The organism is Paraburkholderia translucens (assembly GCF_020881035.1).
Lineage (GTDB): Bacteria > Pseudomonadota > Gammaproteobacteria > Burkholderiales > Burkholderiaceae > Paraburkholderia > Paraburkholderia translucens.
In genome coordinates, this window is sequence record NZ_JAJITC010000003.1 from 55101 (window position 1) to 74664 (window position 19564).

20 protein-coding genes, 1 pseudogene and 1 riboswitch are annotated in these 19564 nt (G+C 63.6%); of the genes and pseudogenes, 13 read left to right on the forward strand and 8 right to left on the reverse strand.

Annotated features, from left to right (window positions below):
- Positions 1–202: 202 nt before the first annotated feature.
- Positions 203–345, forward strand: a riboswitch (guanidine-I (ykkC/yxkD leader).
- A 60-nt stretch (positions 346–405) separates the two neighbouring features.
- The 8 genes from LJ655_RS05885 (at position 406) to LJ655_RS05920 (ending at position 9060) form a co-directional block, all read left to right on the forward strand.
- A complete protein-coding gene (locus LJ655_RS05885) occupies positions 406–1161 on the forward strand; it encodes an urea amidolyase associated protein UAAP1 (RefSeq protein ID WP_230560327.1) in 756 nt (251 codons plus the stop codon).
- A 9-nt stretch (positions 1162–1170) separates the two neighbouring features.
- Positions 1171–1827: an urea amidolyase associated protein UAAP2 gene (locus LJ655_RS05890; protein WP_230560328.1), complete on the forward strand. Its 657-nt coding sequence runs from the start codon at positions 1171–1173 to the stop codon at positions 1825–1827.
- Positions 1824–5411 (forward strand): urea carboxylase, encoded by a 3588-nt coding sequence (gene uca, locus LJ655_RS05895; RefSeq protein WP_230560329.1) that lies wholly within the window; start codon positions 1824–1826, stop codon positions 5409–5411. Before LJ655_RS05890 ends, uca begins: the two co-directional genes overlap by 4 nt.
- Positions 5408–7240, forward strand: coding sequence for an allophanate hydrolase (gene atzF / locus LJ655_RS05900; RefSeq protein WP_230560330.1), 1833 nt, complete (start codon positions 5408–5410; stop codon positions 7238–7240). The genes uca and atzF overlap by 4 nt, the downstream gene beginning before the upstream one ends.
- An 83-nt stretch (positions 7241–7323) precedes the next feature.
- Positions 7324–7542, forward strand: coding sequence for a hypothetical protein (locus tag LJ655_RS05905; RefSeq protein ID WP_230560331.1), 219 nt, complete (start codon positions 7324–7326; stop codon positions 7540–7542).
- A gap of 135 nt (positions 7543–7677) precedes the next feature.
- Positions 7678–8028 carry a hypothetical protein gene (locus tag LJ655_RS05910; protein WP_230560332.1) on the forward strand — a complete coding sequence of 117 codons (351 nt, stop codon included), beginning with the start codon at positions 7678–7680 and terminating at the stop codon, positions 8026–8028.
- Between the two features lie 68 nt (positions 8029–8096).
- Positions 8097–8585 carry a hypothetical protein gene (locus LJ655_RS05915; RefSeq protein WP_230560333.1) on the forward strand — a complete coding sequence of 163 codons (489 nt, stop codon included), beginning with the start codon at positions 8097–8099 and terminating at the stop codon, positions 8583–8585.
- Positions 8578–9060, forward strand: coding sequence for a hypothetical protein (locus LJ655_RS05920; protein ID WP_230560334.1), 483 nt, complete (start codon positions 8578–8580; stop codon positions 9058–9060). Before LJ655_RS05915 ends, LJ655_RS05920 begins: the two co-directional genes overlap by 8 nt.
- 205 nt (positions 9061–9265) lie before the next feature.
- Here LJ655_RS05920 and istA read toward each other — a convergent pair.
- Positions 9266–9882, reverse strand: a pseudogene (istA, locus tag LJ655_RS05925) (IS21 family transposase); the annotation flags it as partial.
- A gap of 259 nt (positions 9883–10141) precedes the next feature.
- Between istA and LJ655_RS05930 the strand changes: the two are divergent.
- From LJ655_RS05930 to LJ655_RS05945, 4 genes are all read left to right on the forward strand, one after another.
- A complete protein-coding gene (locus LJ655_RS05930; protein WP_230560335.1) occupies positions 10142–10522 on the forward strand; it encodes a hypothetical protein in 381 nt (126 codons plus the stop codon).
- The gene (locus tag LJ655_RS05935; RefSeq protein ID WP_230560336.1) at positions 10519–10905 is read left to right on the forward strand and encodes a hypothetical protein; all 387 of its coding nucleotides are present in this window, start codon (positions 10519–10521) and stop codon (positions 10903–10905) included. The genes LJ655_RS05930 and LJ655_RS05935 overlap by 4 nt, the downstream gene beginning before the upstream one ends.
- 17 nt (positions 10906–10922) lie before the next feature.
- Complete coding sequence (locus tag LJ655_RS05940) at positions 10923–11366, forward strand: hypothetical protein (protein WP_230560337.1); 444 nt, start codon at positions 10923–10925, stop codon at positions 11364–11366.
- A gap of 122 nt (positions 11367–11488) precedes the next feature.
- Positions 11489–11782, forward strand: a complete 294-nt coding sequence (locus LJ655_RS05945; RefSeq protein ID WP_230560338.1) for a hypothetical protein — start codon at positions 11489–11491, stop codon at positions 11780–11782.
- 115 nt (positions 11783–11897) lie between these two features.
- On the opposite strand, the gene LJ655_RS05950 is transcribed toward LJ655_RS05945, so the two are convergent.
- The 7 genes from LJ655_RS05950 to LJ655_RS05980 form a co-directional block, all read right to left on the reverse strand.
- Entirely contained in the window at positions 11898–12188 is a 291-nt protein-coding gene (locus tag LJ655_RS05950; protein WP_230560339.1) for a hypothetical protein, read from the reverse strand.
- Positions 12189–12273: 85 nt separating this feature from the next.
- Positions 12274–12642, reverse strand: coding sequence for a Na+/H+ antiporter subunit G (locus LJ655_RS05955; protein ID WP_230560340.1), 369 nt, complete (start codon positions 12640–12642; stop codon positions 12274–12276).
- Positions 12643–12656: 14 nt separating this feature from the next.
- Positions 12657–12932, reverse strand: coding sequence for a K+/H+ antiporter subunit F (locus tag LJ655_RS05960; protein WP_008922284.1), 276 nt, complete (start codon positions 12930–12932; stop codon positions 12657–12659).
- Entirely contained in the window at positions 12926–13420 is a 495-nt protein-coding gene (locus LJ655_RS05965) for a Na+/H+ antiporter subunit E (RefSeq protein WP_230560341.1), read from the reverse strand. Before LJ655_RS05965 ends, LJ655_RS05960 begins: the two co-directional genes overlap by 7 nt.
- A 2-nt stretch (positions 13421–13422) precedes the next feature.
- Positions 13423–15213: a monovalent cation/H+ antiporter subunit D gene (locus LJ655_RS05970; protein WP_230560342.1), complete on the reverse strand. Its 1791-nt coding sequence runs from the start codon at positions 15211–15213 to the stop codon at positions 13423–13425.
- Positions 15210–15542, reverse strand: a complete 333-nt coding sequence (locus LJ655_RS05975) for a Na+/H+ antiporter subunit C (RefSeq protein WP_230560343.1) — start codon at positions 15540–15542, stop codon at positions 15210–15212. Before LJ655_RS05975 ends, LJ655_RS05970 begins: the two co-directional genes overlap by 4 nt.
- A complete protein-coding gene (locus tag LJ655_RS05980) occupies positions 15542–18343 on the reverse strand; it encodes a monovalent cation/H+ antiporter subunit A (protein WP_230560344.1) in 2802 nt (933 codons plus the stop codon). Before LJ655_RS05980 ends, LJ655_RS05975 begins: the two co-directional genes overlap by 1 nt.
- A 282-nt stretch (positions 18344–18625) precedes the next feature.
- On the opposite strand from LJ655_RS05980, the gene LJ655_RS05985 reads away from it, so the two are divergent.
- Complete coding sequence (locus tag LJ655_RS05985; RefSeq protein ID WP_230560345.1) at positions 18626–19528, forward strand: class I SAM-dependent methyltransferase; 903 nt, start codon at positions 18626–18628, stop codon at positions 19526–19528.
- The last annotated feature ends 36 nt before the right edge of the window (positions 19529–19564 follow it).

The following is a 19564-nucleotide window of genomic DNA, read 5'->3' on the forward strand; positions in this document are numbered from 1 at the left end:
ACGCAAGGACCGAGCCGCCAGATTAAGCCGACAAAATTGTGCGGACACGCAGGCACCGAACTGAAGCTTGCCGTTTTGTGCGAGGCGTAAAGATGGTGCGGAATCGTCTGAAGTGGTGCTTCTTTCCCGGGCCTTTGCGCAGTTTTGATTGGCACGCTATTCGCTTAATTTCTGCTCGAGAGGTGCGAAGCAATTTGCATCATCTTAGGATGGCTAGGGTTCCGGTCGTCGCGCTGCAAAGCGCGACGATGGCTGGTCCGAGAGCCATCCGGTCTTGTTGCCTGCCTCATATTGCAAATCGAAGGCGGCGGTAAGGCTCCACGGAGGGATAAAAGCCCGGGAGGTCGCGATGTCGTCGGAATCGCCCTCTCACTGCTTTTGTCTACCCCGATATCAGGAGCCGCCATGTCGCCGCAACGATTTTCCGAACCCGTTCCCTTGTCCCAGGTTCTCTGGGAAACCGTCATCCCCGCCGGTACGCACTGGTCAGGCGTGCTGCGCCGCGGCCTCGCGCTGCGCCTTGTCGATATCGAGGGTGGCGCCAATCTCTCCGCTGTGTTCTACCGCCAGGAAGATCCGCTCGAACGCTACAACATGGCGGATACACTCAAGGCGCAGCACATCGCACATTTGACGAGCGGTCACGTGCTGTACTCGGACATGGGCCGTGTGATGGCCTCGATCACGCACGACACGCTGGGCTGGCACGATCCGGTCGGCGGTGTCGGCAACGCCAAGCTGTTCGAGCGCCGCTACGGCAAGACGACCTACCAGGCACAGCGAAACGACATGATCCGCAACGGGCGCGACAGCCTCGTGCTCGAACTCGCGAAGCACGGTCTCGGTGCGCGCGATCTGGTCGCCAACGTCAACTTCTTCAGCAAGGTCGCTTTTGGCGATGACGGCTCGCTGACCTGGGTGCCGGAGCACTCGAAGGCGGGAGCGTGCCTGGACCTGCGCTTCGAGATGAACACGCTCGCCGCGTTTTCGACAGCGCCGCATCCGCTCGATGCGAACCCGGCTTATGCGCCGAAGCCGGTGAAGCTCGTTGCCTACCGTGCCTACGCCGCCGATGCCCGCGTGCCCGACAACGACGCCTGCCGCAGCGCCTGCCCCGAGAACACCCGCGGGTTCGTCAACACCGACCGTCTGTTTGCGTAAGGAGCCGTCATGCCTATTGTCGAAAGCCAACTGGACACGCAACGCGCGTCTTACGACTTCACGCTGCTCGCAGGCGAGCCGTGGCTTCACCCGTTAAAGCGCGGCGAGGTGCTGCGCATTCTCGATCTCGAAGGCAACCAGGCCGTCGACACGCTCTTCTACAACAGCGCCGACCCGCTCGAGCGCTATAGCGCGCAGGACACGATTCGCGAGCAGGGCAATTTGTACCTCACGGCAGGCAGCGTCCTGATGTCGAACCTGGGCAACCCGATGCTGACCATCGTCGCCGATACCTGCGGGCGCCACGATACGCTCGGCGGCGCTTGCGCGGCGGAGAGCAACACCGTGCGTTACGCACTCGAGAAGCGCTATATGCACAACTGCCGCGACAGCTTTCTGAATGTCATCACGCATTGCGACTGTGGCGCCCATGCGCGTCTGACCAAACGCGACATTGTCAGTAACATCAACTTCTTCATGAATGTGCCAGTTACCCCGGAGGGAAAGCTGACGTTCGAGGACGGCATTTCGGCGCCCGGCAAATATGTCGAATTGCGCGCGCATATGGACGTGAGTGTGCTGATCTCGAACTGTCCTCAGCTCAACAATCCTTGCAACGGCTATAACCCGACGCCTGTGCGGTTGACCATCTGGGAGGCGTCATGAGCTTCGGCAAGGTTCTGATTGCGAATCGCGGCGAGATTGCGTGCCGCGTAGTTCGCACGCTGCGCCGGCTGGGTATCGCTTCGGTCGCGGTCTATTCGGAGGCGGACCGGCATGCGCGCCACGTGCTGGAAGCCGATGAAGCGGTGTGCGTCGGCCCCGCCCCGGCGGCGCAGAGCTACCTGAACGTCGCTGCCATCCTCGACGCGGCGCGCAAGACAGGCGCACACGCCGTGCATCCAGGCTATGGTTTTCTTTCGGAGAACGCAGCGTTCGCGCAGGCCTGCGAAGAGGCGGGGATCCGCTTCATTGGTCCGCGCCCGGAGCAGATGCGCGCGTTCGGCCTCAAGCATACGGCGCGTGCGCTCGCGCGCGCGCACGACGTGCCGCTGCTGCCCGGCACGGGCCTGCTCCCCGATCTGGCGAGCGCGCAAGCCGAGGCCGCGCGCATCAGCTATCCGGTGATGCTCAAGAGCACGGCGGGCGGCGGCGGCATCGGCATGGCGCTGTGTCGCGACGCGCAACAGCTCGAAGCCGCATTTGCGTCGGTCGCGCGTCTGGGGGAGGCGAACTTTGCCAACGCCGGCGTCTACCTGGAGAAGTTCGTCGAGCACGCGCGGCATATCGAGGTGCAGATATTCGGCGACGGCAAGGGCGGCGTGATCGCGCTCGGCGAGCGCGACTGCTCGGTGCAGCGGCGCAACCAGAAAGTGATCGAGGAAACGCCTGCACCCGGCCTCTCCGACGTGGAACGCGCGGCGCTGCATGCGAGCGCGGTGCGGCTTGCTCAGGCGGTGGCCTACGCTTCGGCAGGCACGGTGGAGTTCGTGTTCGACACGCTGGAGCGGCGCTTTTACTTCCTGGAAGTGAATACGCGCCTGCAGGTCGAGCACTGCGTGACGGAGGCGGTGACGGGCCTCGATCTCGTTGAATGGATGATTCGCCAAGCCGAAGGCACGTTGCCGCCGCTGGAAACGATTGCACGCGCGCCGAACGGCGCGAGCATCCAGGTGCGCCTCTACGCGGAAGACCCGCACAAGCAGTTCCAGCCGAGCGCGGGCACGCTGACCCATGTGGACTTTCCGTCCGATGCGCGCGTCGACACCTGGGTCGAGGCGGGCACCGAGATCAGTTCGTTCTACGATCCGCTTCTTGCGAAGCTGATCGTCAAGGGGGAAACGCGTGCGGAGGCGCTCGCAGCGCTGCGCGACGCGCTCTCGCGCACGCATCTCTACGGCATCGAAACGAACCTCGACTATTTGCGCGCCATTGCCGGTTCGAGCACCTTCGCACGCGCCGAGCAGACCACGGGCTTCCTGTCGCGCTTCGCGTTCGCGCCGCATACGATCGACGTGCTCGACGGCGGTGTGCAGACCACCGTGCAACAGACACCCGGCCGGCTCGGCTACTGGGACGTCGGTGTGCCGCCTTCGGGCCCGATGGACGATCTCTCGTTCGATCTCGTCAATGAGCTGGTCGGGAACGCCCCCGACGCCGCCGGTCTCGAGTTCACGATGGTGGGCGCAACGCTGCGCTTCAACAGCACCGCGCTTTTCGTCCTCGGCGGCGCGCCGCTCGCGGCGACGCTCGACGGCGCACCGGTCGCGTTCTGGCAGGTGCAGCGCGCCGCGCCCGGCGCCGTGCTGAAGCTCGGTGGCGTGACCGGCGCAGGCGTGCGTGCGTATCTCGCCGTCAAGGGCGGCCTCCAGGTGCCGGACTATCTCGGCAGCAAGGCCACGTTTACGCTCGGTCAGTTCGGCGGTCATGCGGGCCGCGCGCTGCGGCGGGGCGACGTGCTCCACTTTGCCGAAGACGCCGGCTCGGGCGAAGCGGGCGCCACGCTCCCTGCGGCCCGCATTCCCGAGCTGACGAGCCACTGGACGCTCGGCGTGCTCGACGGTCCGCATGGCGCGCCCGACTTCTTCACGCCCGCCGACATCGACATGCTGTACGGCACGCGCTGGGCGGTTCACTACAATTCGAGCCGCACGGGCGTGCGCCTGATCGGGCCGAAGCCGCAATGGGCGCGTGCGGACGGCGGTGAGGCCGGCTTGCATCCGTCGAACATCCACGACAACGCCTACGCGATCGGCGCCGTCGATTTCACCGGCGACATGCCGGTGATCCTCGGGCCGGACGGGCCGAGCCTTGGCGGCTTCGTCTGCCCCGTCACGGTGGTGCGCGAGGAGCTCTGGAAGCTCGGCCAGCTCCGTCCGGGCGATACCGTACAGTTCGCGCGCGTGGTCGAAAAGCGGGAACCGGCTGCACCTTCTGCGCCCGCTGGGGAGTGCGTGCTGTATCGCGACGCCGGGGCAGGCGAAGGGATCGGCGTAGTGTATCGGCGCTCGGGCGACGGCAATCTGCTGATCGAGTACGGTCCGCTTGTGCTCGACCTCAATCTGCGCTTTCGCGTGCATGCGCTCATGACATGGCTACAAAGGGCGGACCTGCCGGGCATCGTCGACCTCACGCCCGGCATCCGCTCGCTGCAGGTGCACTTCGACCCACGCGTGCTGGCGCGCGAGAAGCTCATCGAGCATTTGCAGCGGGCAGAGCGCGAGCTGCCCCCCGTCACCGAGATGCGTGTGCCGAACCGCATCGTGCATTTGCCGCTCTCCTGGGACGACCCGTCCACGCGCGTCGCGATCGAACGGTACATGCAGTCGGTGCGGCCCGACGCGCCGTGGTGCCCGAGCAATATCGAGTTCATCCGCCGCATCAACGGGCTCGAGAGCATCGACGACGTCAAGCGCATCGTGTTCGACGCGCGCTACCTCGTCATGGGCCTAGGCGACGTCTATCTCGGCGCGCCGGTCGCAACGCCGCTCGATCCGCGCCACCGGCTCGTCACCACCAAATACAACCCGGCGCGCACGTGGACGCCGGAGAACGCGGTCGGCATCGGCGGCGCCTACCTGTGCGTGTACGGCATGGAAGGGCCGGGCGGATATCAGTTCGTGGGCCGCACGGTGCAGATGTGGAACCGCTATCGCACCACACGCGAGTTCGAGGCGGGCAAGCCCTGGTTGCTGCGCGTTTTCGACGAGATTCGTTTCTACGAAGTCAGCGAAGCGGAGCTCGCGCAGCTGCGCGCCGACTTCATCGCCGGTCGCGCCAGCCTCAAGATCGAAGAGTCTGTATTCGATCTCGGCGCTTACAGCGAGCTTCTCCGTGAACAGGCCAGTTCGATCGCGGCGTTCAAGGCGACCCAGCAGGCCGCGTTCGAAGCGGAGCGCGAACGCTGGCGCGCGGCGGGCCACACGCAATACAGCGCCGATCAGGAGAGCGCGGGTACGGCGTCCGGCGGCGCCGGCGATGCGCTCGACGAAGGCTGCCTGGCACTGTCGGCCGATCTTTCCGGCAGCGTCTGGAAGCTGCTCGTGAAACCGGGCGATGCCATCGAGAAAGGGCAGGTTGTCGCCATTCTCGAATCGATGAAGATGGAAGTCTCCGTAAGCGCGAGCGAGGCGGGCACGATCGAATCGGTCGATTGCAGCGAAGGGGCGGCCATCGTCAGCGGACAACGACTCATGGTGCTGCGCGTCGAGGCGCGCACCCCCACACTTCAAGAGGAATCCCAGGTATGAATGCAGCGCAACCCATGACGATTGCCGGACTGCAAGCGCAGTATCGCGACGGCACGCTTACGCCGGCGCAGCTCGTCGATTCGATCGCCGCACGCCTTGCCGAGGGCGACCCCCATCACGCCTGGATCCGCCCGCTCACGCGCGACGAGATGATGCGCTACGCCGAGGCTTTGGAGGATCGCGATCCGGCGAGCCTGCCGCTTTATGGCGTGCCGTTTGCGATCAAGGACAACATCGATCTCGCGGGCATTCCCACCACGGCCGGCTGCCCCGACTACGCCTACGTGCCACAGACGAGTGCGCCCGTGGTCGCCCGCCTGATCGCGGCTGGTGCGATTCCGGTGGGCAAGACCAATCTCGACCAGTTCGCAACCGGCCTGTCCGGCCAGCGCTCGCCATATGGAGCGTGCCGCAATGCGCTCGACATGCGCTACGCTTCCGGCGGTTCGAGCTCCGGCTCGGCCGTGAGCGTAGCGCTCGGCATCGTCGCGTTTTCGCTGGGTACCGACACGGCGGGCTCGGGCCGCGTGCCCGCCGCGTTTCACGGCCTGATCGGCCTGAAGCCGACCAAGGGCGTGCTCAGCACGCAGGGCGTCGTGCCCGCCTGCAAATCGCTCGATTGCGTGACAATCTTCGCGCAGACGATCGGCGACGCGCGCATCGTGTTCGATGCGGCGCGCGGCGTGGCCGAAGACGATCCCTATGGCCGCCTGTGGTCGCCCCTCGCGGGCGCAGCAAGACCACGCGAAGCCCGGTCGCTGGCAGGCGTGCGGCTTGGCGTGCCGCGTGCCGCGCAGCTCGAGTTTTTCGGCGACGACTCGTATCGCGCCGCATTCGATGCCGCGCTCGCACGCGCGAAGGCAGCCGGCGCACACCTCGTGGAGATCGATTTCGAGCCGTTCCTCGCCACGGCGCGCCTGCTCTACGAAGGGCCGTGGGTGGCGGAACGGCTTGCGGCGATACGCGAGTTCCATGCGGCGAAGCCTGAGGCGCTTCATCCGGTGATCAGGGAGATCATTGGTGGCGCGGCGCGCTGGAGCGCTGCGGACGTGTTCGAGGCCTTCGATCGCCTCGCAACGTTGAGGCTGCAAAGCGAACGCGTCTGGTCCTCGATCGACGCGATCTTCATGCCGACCTCGGCGACGACGGCGACCGTCGACGAACTGGAAGCCGATCCGATCCGTGTGAACTCACGCTTCGGCTACTACACGAACTTCGTCAATCTGCTCGACCTTTCTGCGCTCGCCGTGCCGGCCGGGCAGTGCACCGTGGGGCGGCATGCCAGACTGCCTTTCGGCATCACGTTCGTTGCGCGAGCTCACGAAGACGCCTGGCTGCTCGACCTCGCGAAAGCATGGCTCGGCAATGACGAAACGGGCGCGGAAGCCGCCAACCCGAGCGACGACTTGAACGGCCGCACGCGCGTCGCGGTGGTTGGCGCGCATCTGACGGGGCAACCGCTCAACTGGCAACTCACGCAGCGCAACGCGCGCCTCATCCGCACCACACGCACCGCGCAGGAGTACCGGCTTTACGCATTGCCGGCCGCGCCCGGCGCAGTCGGCAAGCCGGGCTTGGTGCGTACGGCTCATGACGGCGTGGCGATCGAGGTCGAGGTCTGGGAGATGCCGGTCTGCGCCTATGGCAGCTTCGTGGCCGGGATTGCGCCGCCGCTCGGGATCGGCACGCTGAAGCTTGCCGACGGGTCGCTCGTACAGGGCTTTCTGTGCGAGAGCGCGGCGCTGGCGGGTGCGATCGACATCAGCGATGCGGGCGGGTGGCGGTCATGGGTCGGGGGTTGTTCTGAAACGGCTGACGTGGGGCCGTAAACGAGGAGTTGGGAATGGATCGAGGCGAACGCGCGTGAGTCGTTTCGGTCGGCATTGATCGACCGCGCCGAACGGGGAAAGCTATGAAGCCGGAGTCGATCGAAGTGAAGCCGGTTCTCTCCGACGATGAGGCGGAGATCCTCGCTGCACGTAACGCATTCGCGAGATGCGGCGCGGAGATCGCCGCGCGCCGCCGCGCCGCGATGGAGGTCGCCGCGACGAAGGCGGGACCGGACGGGGGCGTAGACCCTGCTTTCGGTTTGCTTGGCATACATGCTCCTTTGGGTACATTTATGCCTTGAACACAAAATTTCTGACAGGCTCAGCTGCGGAGATTTTGGGCCGTCGCCCATGTACGAATGTCTGTCGCACGGTAATCATCTGACTGCTGTCAACCCCGGCAGCGACTTCAGATAAGCCGTCAAACATCAACAGATATGGACAATGCCAAAACCCTTGATGGCTTCCACGACTCCTATCTCATAGGAATCGACGTGGATCATTTAACCAATTCCCTCACACTAAAACTGAGACTTGGCGAAACTGTAACATCTTTGATCTTTCAAGGTGCTACCCGGCTTTTGCTAACAGAAATGCTCATACAAAATATCGTCTATGATATTAAAGAACTGATGCCGGGTTCTGAGGCTCATCAAAACGCAAAGGCGTTACTTGATAAAACGTATTGGAAGGTCAACAATCCCGGCTCGCGCATTATCACAATCACTGCATCGCTTGGGGCGGAATTATTTATTGAATTCGAAAACGTAGAGAAACTGATTCATTGATCACTCGCGCGTAGCGCGGGAAACTGATCAGGAAGCTCATTGGCCAGAGCTGGCTGTTTTTTCACAACGTGCGAAACCGCAACCTTGACACCGATGGCTGGTGGGTCTTCGTTGCGCTTCTCGAAGAGGTTCGCCGGGGCAAACTGCTTGTCATTAAAGGCCCGCGCGATAGCCTGTTTCCGTCACCCTGCAGCAGTACGCCGTTGAGGAATCTCGCGAGGTCCGCCCAGTACGATCCGGCCACCTGGCAAGCCCAGTTAGCCGCTGCGCGCGCAGCGAGGGCTAGTGACAGGGACGCCTCAACGCTGCTTGGCGACGCGCAGCCGTTCGCCTATCAGCCGGACATGCCTGATGTGGACGCTGTGCAGGTCGCGGGTAGTGAGGGAACACCTCGCAACAACCTGGCGCAAAACAAGCAGTTCAAGGCTGTTGTAAAGGCGCTGGGGCTGAATAAAAATCAGGCCAGGCAGCTTCATGACGATATCAGTAAGCAAGGCCTCGGGTATCACGAAATGTTGGAGCGGGGGCAGGACATGTTTGGAGGTGGTGATGATTGATGCAAGGACAGAAATTGCGGGGCGGCTTGCTGTGCTCGTCGGGCTTGATGTGAGCTGGGTTAGCCATGCGGGAGACATGGTCACCATGCAATTTGGCCCACAGCGGCGGTACATGCTTCGGGGAAAAAGTCGGGAGGATGGAGAGTGGGCGCTTCATGTGCAATGTGCTTGGCAGCTCGAACGAGAGGGCGTCACCGTAGCAACGAGAGAGGATCTGCGGGGCTCCGATGAAAAGGCGCACGTCACGACCCGGCGCTTGCATGAAATGCTCGTCGGGCAAGGGCCTCTCAAGGTCGAGGATGCATCGGCAAACGACGCGGGCGGCATCGTCATTTCGTTTTCGCAAGGGTATCGCCTTGTGGTGATCCCGGACGGCGTTGAAGATGACGAGGACTGGCGCTTCTTCGCGCCGGGCAACGATGCTGCACATCTGGTAATTGAGGGGGGCGCGGTCGCCCCTGAGTCTTTCGACTGATAGGCAACAGCCGACCCTCCCGAGTCGGCTTTTTTTGGAGAAGCTCGAACTCTTCCCACGTCGTGCCGTGAATCTCGCCCCACGGGTCACGGTCAGAATCAGCAAGAGCAGGGCGGCGCGCGTGCCGTCGTCTTGCTGGGAGCTCGCAATATGCGCCTTAACGAACGCTGGCACGTTGCGCCAGGGCATGGTGGGCTGGTGTTCCTAATTGCCTGTTCCATCGATGCTCGCCTTCACCGAGCGCGTCGCGCTCGATAACCACGGACTTCGCTCGATCGAACCGCACGTGCTCGCGTTTGCCGCCGAAGTAGGCGAACGCTTCGCGCAGGCATTCGCACCGCGTGGCGGCATCCTCGCCGGCAGTAAAGCGCACGAAGCGGTACGGCTGCATCCGAGTGTCGCCACCAGCGCCGGCAGCGGCGCACGGCCACGCCGGATGACCGTGAAGTCGGCCTGCATCTGCTTGCCCGGCGGCGTTTCGAAGCGCACCACCGGCTCGGGCCCAGCACGCTTGTACGGCGCCAGAAATGCCTTGAGCTGGCTGACACCATCTTGGTAGCCGGCTTCCTGCACCTCCCGCAACAGCACTGTCGCCGGAATCCAGTGCCGTCGTGCAGCAACCACACGTTCGAGCAGATAGTCTTTGAACAGGTCGAGCTTCGTCGGGCGTGGCTCGCGTTGCCTGTAACGGCCCGCCTGGTCATCCCGCAAATAGCGGCGCACCGTGTTGCGCGATAAGCCCGTTTGCCGTGCTATCTCACACACCGCCGTTTCCCGCCTTGCCCATACCTTGATTTCTACTGCTTGCTCCTGAGACAGCATCGGCGGCAAAAAGCCGCCATCCTCTCCCAAGTGGGTCAGGTTTACTTCGGCGGTGGGTCAGTTTTGAATTGGCGCTAACATCTCGCGATCATTCGCACTGCGGGCACGAAAAACCGCAACGTTCTGGCGGGTGCTTTTTTCTTTTATCGAAAGCTGCGGAGATTTTGGGCCGTCGCCCATGTACGAATGTCTGTCGCACGGTAATCATCTGACTGCTGCCAAGCCCGGCAGCGACTTCAGATAAACCGTCGACACACCTATGTCCCTGTCCGTATTTGAGATGTTCTCGGTAGAACTGTTCTGCCAGAGGCCACCGGGTGCCCGTTATGTCATCTGTAACGAATCGCACTACAAGGCGTGCCTCGGGAAGGCCGCAGACCTCGGGAAAGCCAGGGCAGAAACCCGCGAATTTCTCGGTATTGCCGACCTGAACCGCCGGCAATGGGAGAAGGACGGGAAACTGATCAGGAAGCTCATTGGCCAGAGCTGGCTGTTTTTTCACAACGTGCGAAACCGCAACCTTGACACCGATGGCTGGTGGGTCATCGTCGCGCTTCTCGAAGAGGTTCGCCGGGGCAAACTGCTTGTCAAGGCCCGCGCGATAGCCTGTTTCCGTCACCTTACGACAGTACGCCGTTGAGGAATTTCGCGAGGTCCGCCCAGTACGATCCGGCCACCTGGCAAGCCCAGTTAGCCGCTGCGCGCGCAGCGAGGGCTGGCGATAGAGGCGCCTCAACGCTGCTTGGCGACGCGCAACCATTCGAATACACCGAAGATGCTCCAACCGCCGATGCCTTCGACATTGCAAAAACGCCCAATACCGGAGAGCCGGGCACTTGGTACACAAACCCTGGCAGTGGGCAGATGCGCTTATATGGCGATGACGGCAACCCGGTGGTCGATTTTGACTTTGATCACGATCACGGCCAAGGTATTCCGCACGCACACAACTGGGCAATCAACCCGCTGACCGGAAAGTTGAGGCGCGGAGCGGGTGTGCCCATGTCCATCCTTCCTTTTTGAGCGACCCAGAGTGTCATATGAACAACACCACCTATCGGAACGCTATCGGTTTCGAAGACATCCCCACCTTCCACGATGCCGAGCTCATCAAAATTGAGCACCATCCAAGCGAACGAGAACTGCAGCTCCAGTTCCAGCGAGTCGGAGGGACAACCGGAACTTTTCGCTTTACCGGCGTCGTATCGCAACGCATGGTCGACTTCGCTGAACAAAATGTCGTCTCACGCCTTCTGATTTCGCCGGCTTACAGATTTTCGACAGCCGAGGTCGGCCAGTGGCTGAGCTGGGTGGACGGCCGAGTGGATTCGCGATCTCCCGTCGTTGATGTGTCCAGGATTACCCGATGTGTGGAAGACCTTGCAGCCGGGCGACGGGCATTGTTCGTTCTAGAGCCGTCTTGCGGCGCTGAAGGAGTGGTACTTTGCGAGGCAATCGAACTTTGTCTGGAAACTGACGCCTGACATCCTGATCAGGGCAATCGACCGCTGCGGATTCGAGTCCCATCAGTTTCAGTGATTTCGAGCAGGAAATCGCGTCGATTGCAAGTACGGGCGATTTCAAATGCAAGTCGCAACAGCTATTGATGGCGAATATTCCAGAAAGGCGACGTGTCGTGGTTATGTGGTCCGAAGATAAGCAGGCGCTCGTCTCGTACACGCTCGACGCTGAGAAGGTGCAGGCTGTAACGGAGAGGTTTTTTCCTCTTGAACTGCCGCTTGCCGACTACAACAACGCTTTGTACGATGAGTTCGCCAAGCAGTTTGGTGCTGCAACACTCAACCTGCTTGCGCTTTCCAACCCCGATATGAAACCTTTTGTCAAAACTACACCGGCGGAGGATTCGCCGTGTCGCGGCACTCCATCAGGTAGGCAATAGACGGCATCGAGCAGAAGGCGGAGGACATCTCCGTGCTTGAAACACTGTCATAACGGGGCTGAAGGCGATGAAAATACTCCGCCGAAGTCTTATTGTGCCGGTGCTGTTGCTGGCGCTATCCCCTGCGGTTCATGCAATGAAAAAATTTCCCGTTCGCAACGGTACGCCCCAAGGCCCGCTCGGCAAGGTCGCGCGCATCGCCGCGTTTATCGTCGTTCGCCTTGACCCGGCGTAGCAGCGTCGTCAAGGTCATATTGGATAGCAACTTGCCGCGAGGCGACGGAAACACCAACGTCTCTTGCTGCTTCTGTTCCTTTAACGTCTTGACGACAGCAAGCGTTGCCGCCGAAAGCGGAACGCGATGCGGCTCTTTCGCTTTCATCCGCTCGCCGGAAATGGTCCACACCCCGGCCTTCAGGTCGAATCCATCCTACGTCGCGCCGCTGCGGGTCGCGGTCAGAATCAGCAAGAGCAGGGCGGCGCGCGTGCTGTCAATTCTTCCCCGCATCCCCCCGCTCCGCACACGCCCCCGTAACAGGCGGCCGCCCGCGCGTCGCCCCTGACAACGGCACCTGCTGCTGAATCCCAGCCTTCGCCAGCATATGAGCGCTAATGGGCGCCGTCAGAAACAAAAACGCGGGAATCAGCAACTCATGCAGACTTGCATAGTTGTGGTGCACGCTGAAATACACCACCGACGCGAACACGATTCCACCCACACCGAGGGTGGTCGATTTGGTCGGCCCGTGCAGCCGCATGAAGAAGTCAGGCAACCGCGCGAGCCCGATCGCGCCGATGAACATAAACAGACTGCCGACGAGCAGCAGCACACAAACGATCGCTTCGATAACGAATTGCATCGGTATGCCTCCCGCTAGTTGAGTTCGATGATGTCGCCGCGCTGCAGGTACTTGGTGAGCGCGACGGTGCCCACGAAACCCATCACCGCGATCAGCAGCGCAACTTCGAAGAGGACCGTCGAGCGCAGGCTGATGCCGTACACGACGATCAGCGCGATCGCGTTGATGTTCAGCGTATCGAGCGCGACGATGCGATCGGGCAGCGACGGACCGCGCACGAGTCGCCAGAGCGTGAGCAGGAACGCGATGCCGAGGATCGCGAGCGAGATCGGGATGACGATGGCTAGCATGCGAAGATCTCCATCAATGGGCCTTCATAACGGGACTTGATGAGCGCGATGAGCTCCGCTTCGTCGTCGAGGTCGAGTACGTGCACGCAGAGCTGCGTGCGGTCGTCGCTGAGCTCGGCGCACAGCGTGCCGGGGCTCAGCGAGACCACGCTGACGAGTAACGTGAGCGCGATCTCATGGGTGCTGTCGAGCGGCACTTCGATGAACGCCGGGCGCAGCCGCTTCGTCGGCCCGAGCACGAGCAGCGCGACTTCGACGTTGGCGACGATGATGTCGACGACCACACGCCAGGCGAGACGCACGAGCAGCCACGGCCGGACGAAGCGGACCGGCCGCAGCCACAGGCCTTCGGCTACGCGGAAAGAGATCACGCAGCCGAGCACGGCGCCGAGCAGCAGATTGCCCGGGGAGACGTCATTCATCAGCATCACCCAGCAAATGATCAGCACCACGGTGAGCCAGGGGTGAGGGAAGAGCCGTCGCAACATCGTCAGTTCCCCTTGCCGTCGTCGGCGCGTGCTGCCTGCGCCGTCGGCGCCGCGTCCGCGTCAGACAGAATCGCCTGCACGTAAGCACCGCGATCGAAGAGCTGCGCCGCCGTATCTGTGAGATAGTGCCGCACCGCGCCCGCGCCGAGCGTGATGGCCATGACGCAGCCGAGCAGCAGGGAGCAGGCGGCGAGCTTCGCGTTGCTGCCGCGCGGTGCGCGCGCTTCTTCGCCGGCAGCGGCGCGCGCGGCCGGCTCGGCCCACATCAGCCGCGTGCCCGTGCGGCTCAGCGCGACGATCGAGAGCAGGCCCGACAGCAGTACGGCCGGCCACAGCACGGCTGCCGCGCCGCCCGGCGTGGCGGCCAGCACCATTGCCTTGCCGAGGAAGCCCGAGAGCGGCGGCAGGCCGGCGGCGCCCACCGCGGCGATCAGATAGAGCAGCGCGGCAAGCTTCGACGGCCACGGCGCATGCGTTGGCGAGGCCGCTTCAACTTTGCCCTGGGCTTCGGCGGGAGCGGGGGCGACGGCAAGCACGGCAACCGCACCGGCCGCCGCGACCCGCAGCGGCTGCACCCGCGCCAGCGTCGCCACCACTTCGTCGTCCGGCTCAGGCGTGATGGCGGCCGCGGCCGCGTCGTCGAGCGCTTCGAGCGAGCCGGGTTCGATCGTATCGACATCGGCGGAAACGACGACGTAGGGGGCAGGGGCGGCGTGGATCGTCGCGGCGATGTCGGGTTCGAGCGTGTCCGCGAGCAGGAACAGCGCGCCTGTGCAGAGCGTCGTGCTGATCAGGTAGTAGAGCAGCGCGCTCCATGCAAGCGGCGTCTGCTGCGTGATCGCCGCGATCAGCAGTCCCACCGAGACGAGCACGAGATAGCCCGTCGTGGTCTTCAGACTCGACACCGCGAGCGCGCCCAGCGCGCCGAACGCGATCGTCGCGATCGCGAGCCACCACGCCCATTGATGCATGAACGCATCGAGTACGCCGCCCGCCGCGCCGAACACGAGTGCGTCGCAGCGCAGCATCGCATAGATGCCGACCTTGGTCATGATCGCGAACAGCGCGGCCACCGGGCCGATCGCGCTGCGGTATGCCTGCGGCAGCCAGAACGACATGGGAAAGACGGCGGCCTTCAGGCCGAACACGAGCATCAGTGTCGCGCCCGCGAACTGCGCGAGCGGCAGCGACCCGGGGCCAAGACGGGCAAGACGTTCGCCCATGTCCGTCATGTTGAGCGTGCCCGTGATGCCGTAGAGCACGCCGACAGCGATCAGGAAGAACGACGAGCCGACGAGGTTCATCAACAGATAGTGCAGCCCGTTGCGCACCCGCCGCGCGCCGCCGCCATGCAGCAGCAGCGCGTACGACGCGATCAGCAGCAGCTCGAAGAACACGAACAGGTTGAAGAGGTCGCCCGCGAGGAAAGCGCCGTTCAGGCCCATCAGCTCGAACTGGAACAGCGCGCGGAAATAACGGCCGCGCCTCGCGTCCTCGCTCGAGGTGCCGAGCAGGCAGCAGAGCGCCAGCACGGCGGTGAGCACCAGCATCAGCGCGCCGAGCCGGTCGAGTTGCAGCACGATGCCGAACGGTGCGGGCCATGCGCCGAGCGCGTAGCTCATGATCTCACCGTGCGCCGCGCGCTCCATCAGCAGGCACGCAATGGGCAGCAGCGCGATGATGGCGGCCACGTTGACCGCGCGCTGCAGACGATTCGCGCGCAGTGGCAACGCGACGATGACTCCCGCTGTGAAGAGCGGAATCAGGATCGGGAGCAGGAGGGCGTGGTTCATTCGCTGCGCGTCTCCTCGCCATTGACGTGATCGTTGCCCGTGATCGAAAACGAGCGCAGCGCGAGCACCACGGTGAAGGCTGTCATCGCGAAGCCGATCACGATGGCCGTCAGCACGAGCGCCTGCGGCACCGGATCGACGTATTGCGCCCCCGCCGCGATGACGGCCGGCTTGCCGAGCGCGAGCCGTCCCATGCCGAGCAGGAACAGGTTGATCGCGTACGAGAACAGCGTGATGCCGAGAATCACGGGCAACACGCGCGCGCACAGCAGCAGATAGATGCCGCACGCGCAAAGCACGCCGATCGCGATGGCAAAGGCGGCTTCCATCAGCTTTTCTCCACGGATTGCATGTCCTTGTCGCGCACGCCGAGGTGCGAGACGATCGTGAGCGTCGTGCCGACCACCGCGCCCATCACCCCGAAATCGAACAGCATCGCCGTGGACAGCTCGATTTCGCCGATGAGCGGCAGATGCAGATGCCCGAACGCACTGGTCAGGAACGGCCGGCCGAACGTGAGACTGCCGAGCCCCGTGGCCGCGGCGATCAGAATGCCGAGGCCGGCGAGCGAGCGGTAGTTGAGATGAATGCGCGACTCGGTCCACAGCACGCCGTTCGCGACGTACTGCAGCAACAGCGCGATCGAGATGATCAGCGACGCGATGAAGCCGCCGCCTGGCAGGTTGTGGCCGCGCAGGAACACGAACACGGCGACGAGTATGGTGAGCGGCAGCATGAGCCGCGCGAGAATCGCGAGCATCAGCGGATGCGATTGCGACGACCACGGCCGGCCGTCCGGCCCCGCGTCGGGCGACTTCAGGCGCAGCCCGCGCAACAGCGCCTTGACGGCGAGCCCCGCCACCACCAGCACGCTGATTTCGACCATCGTATCGAAGCCGCGAAAATCGACGAGGATCACGTTGACGACGTTATGGCCCCCGCTGCCGGGCAGCGCGTTGTCGAGGAAGTACGGCGCGATGCCCGCCGCCGGCGCGCTCGTCATGATCCTGTATGCGACGGCGCCGAGCAGCGCGCCGCCCGCGAGCGCCAGCACGCCGTTGCGCAACCGCACGGGAAGCGGCTCGACGGTGTTCTGCAACGCGGGCAGAAAATAGACGGCCAGCACCAGCAGCAGGATCGTGACCACTTCGACGGAGATCTGCGTGAGCGCGAGATCGGGCGCGGAGAAGCGCACGAAGACGAGCGACACGAGCAGGCCGCAGGTGCTCAGCATCACGAGCGCGTAAAGCGTGCGCGCTCGCACGAGCACCACGCCGACAGCGAGCAGCGACATCAGCACGAGGCCGCCGGGCGTAACCGGATCGAGCGGCAAGCGCGCGTGGCCGCCGCTCCAACTGCCGGGCGCGACGAGCGATACGCCGGGCACCATCAGCATGGCCGCGATCATCCACGCGAGGTAGCCCGGCAACGAACGCGTCTCGAACACGCGCACGATCACACCGGCGCTCTGTTCGAGCCGCTGCACGAGGCGGTCGAAGATTTCACTGGCGTTCAGCTCGGTGAGCAGCGTGCGGTGATGGCGGAACGCATTGCGGCGCAGGAAAAAGAGGGCCGCGCCGGCCGCGAACGACACCACGCTCATCACGAGCGGCGTGTTGATACCGTGCCACAGACTCAGGTCGTAGCGGGGCAGGTTGCCGCCAACGGTGAACCACGCCGCGGACTCGAGCAGCCTCCCGATGCATTGCTGCGGGAACAGGCCGATCAGCAGGCACAGCGCCACGAGAATTTCGACCGGCAGCTTCATGAAGCGCGGCGGCTCGTGCGGCGGATAGCGCGGCAGGTCGCGCGGCGTCTTGCCGTCGAAGAACACGCCCCACACGAAGCGCAGTGAGTACGCCACCGAGAGCGCCGCGGCCACGATCGCGATGACCGGCACGACGAGGTTGAAGGGCCCGAACATGCTTTGCGCGAGCGTTTCGCCGAAAAACATTTCCTTGGAGAGGAAGCCGTTGAGCAGCGGCACGCCGGCCATCGCGAGCGACGCCACGCTCGCGAGCGCGGCCGTATGCGGCATGTACCTGCGCAGACCGCGCAGACGGCCCAGATCCCGCGTGCCCGTCTCGTGATCGATGATGCCCGCGGCCATGAAGAGCGACGCCTTGAACACGGCGTGGTTGATCGTGTGAAAGAGCGCGGCGACGGTCGAAAGCTGCGTGTCGAGGCCGAACAGCAGCACGATCAGGCCGAGATGACTGATGGTGGAATACGCGAGCAGGCCCTTCAGATCGCGCTGGATCAGCGCCATCGCGGCGCCGCCCACGAGTGTGACGAGCCCGGCGAGCGTCGCCGTGTACGCCCACAGCGGCGAACTTTCGAAAACCGGATAGAGACGCGCGAGCAGGAACACGCCGGCCTTCACCATGGTCGCCGAATGCAGATAGGCCGACACGGGCGTGGGCGCCGACATCGCGTGCGGCAGCCAGAAATGGAAGGGAAACTGCGCCGACTTCGTGAACGCCGCGAATAGCGTGAGCAGCAGGATGGCCGGGTAGAGCGGATCGTGGCGCACTCCGTCGGCCTGGGCGAGCACGTCGTTCAGCTCGTAGCTGCCGCAGACGTGGCCGAGCAGCAGCACGGCCGCGAGCAGCGCGAGGCCCCCCGCGCCGGTGATGGTAAGCGCCATGCGCGCGCCGCGCCTGGCGTCGGGCCGCCATGGCCAGAAGCCGATCAGCAGGAACGAGACGAGGCTCGTGAGCTCCCAGAAGATGACGAGCAGCAGCAGGTTGTTCGACAGCACGATGCCGAGCATCGCGCCCATGAAGAGCAGAAGCAGCAGGTACAGACGCGGCAACGCATCGCTGCCGGCGAGGTAATAGCGTGCGTAGATGAAGACAAGCAGGCCGATCGCGAGTACGAGCAGCGCGAACATGAACGAGAGGCCGTCGAGGCGCAGCGATAGCGCGAGGCCGATGTCGGGCACCCACTCATGGCGCCATTGCATCACGTCGTGGTCGGCAATGCCCACGCGCTCGCTGAGCAGCAGCCCGCAGCCGAACAGCGCCGCCGCGAAGGCGATCGGCGTGCAGAGCGCGGCAGCGTGCCGCCTCGTGAGCGCAATGAGCGCCGCGGCTATGAACGGAAGTGCGACGAGCCACGCCAATACCATTCCGTGCCCTCCGGGAGTTCCAGTGCATGATAGGCGGTATGGCTGGCCGGTGGGAGTAGGCGGCGGTGCCGCCTTCCGGGCGGCTGCCCACGGCGCCCCATCATAGCCGCAAACCGGTCGGCAGTTCACATCGATCCGTGAGGCATGAATATACGCAGTCCGAAGCGCAGTGAGCCGGCTGGCCCCCGAGTCATTCCAATTGATGCGGACGCGCGCGTCGATTTGAAACCCCGCGTGACCGTGCCATAATCGGCAAACTTGACGACCGACCGAGGCGCCAAATTGAAAGGAACTGAACTGGATCTGTATGCAACGGAAGAGCCAGGCCATACCCTGGCTTTCAATCTTTTCAATGGCACATGGGTGTCCGATGTGCCGGGCTATGGTTTAGGTATGGCGCCCCATTTCGACGATGGGCGTCTACACTGGTTCGAGTCGGTGTGCGGGGGATTCTCCGGAAAAAGCGTGCTCGAACTCGGCCCCATGGAAGGCGGCCACACGTTCATGATGGCGAGAGCCGGTGCCTCTCGGGTGCTGGCTGTCGAGGCGAATTCGAAGTCCTTTCTGAAATGCCTGCTCGTGCAGAATGCATTGAAATTCAATGCCGAATTCATGTATGGCGATTTCAGGGAATTGCTGAAAAAGCGCGATCAGCGGTTCGATCTGATTCTGGCAAGCGGCGTGCTTTACCACATGCTCGATCCGGTATCACTACTGGAAAATATGGCGCACGCGTCCGACGCCATTTGCATCTGGACTCACTATTACGATGCCGAAGTGGCCCGCACGAATACGAACATGCAGATTCACGCCGATCCGACGCCAACCGTTTCGGAGTTTCGTGGACGCGAAGTCCATCTGCATCGATACAGTTATCTCGACAGCATCAACCACGCGAAATTTATCGGCGGGACTGCTCCGCAGGCCAACTGGATGACCCGCGAGAGCCTGATGGCAGTCCTCGACGCACTCGGTATGACGGTGATCGTGGGACTGGACGATCGCGACCAGCATCCGGCCGGCCCGTCGATTCTGCTTTTTGCCGCGCGCATAGCGCATTTCGATGAGGCGCGATACCTCCAGCGCTACCCCGACGTAGCGCAAGCGGTCGCGCAAAAGCATTTCAATTCTGGCGCGGAACACTACATCCGCTTTGGCCGCGCGGAAGGGCGCTCGTTCGAGTGATCGACACCGCGGAGCCAGCGTTCTGTTCAAGCCAGT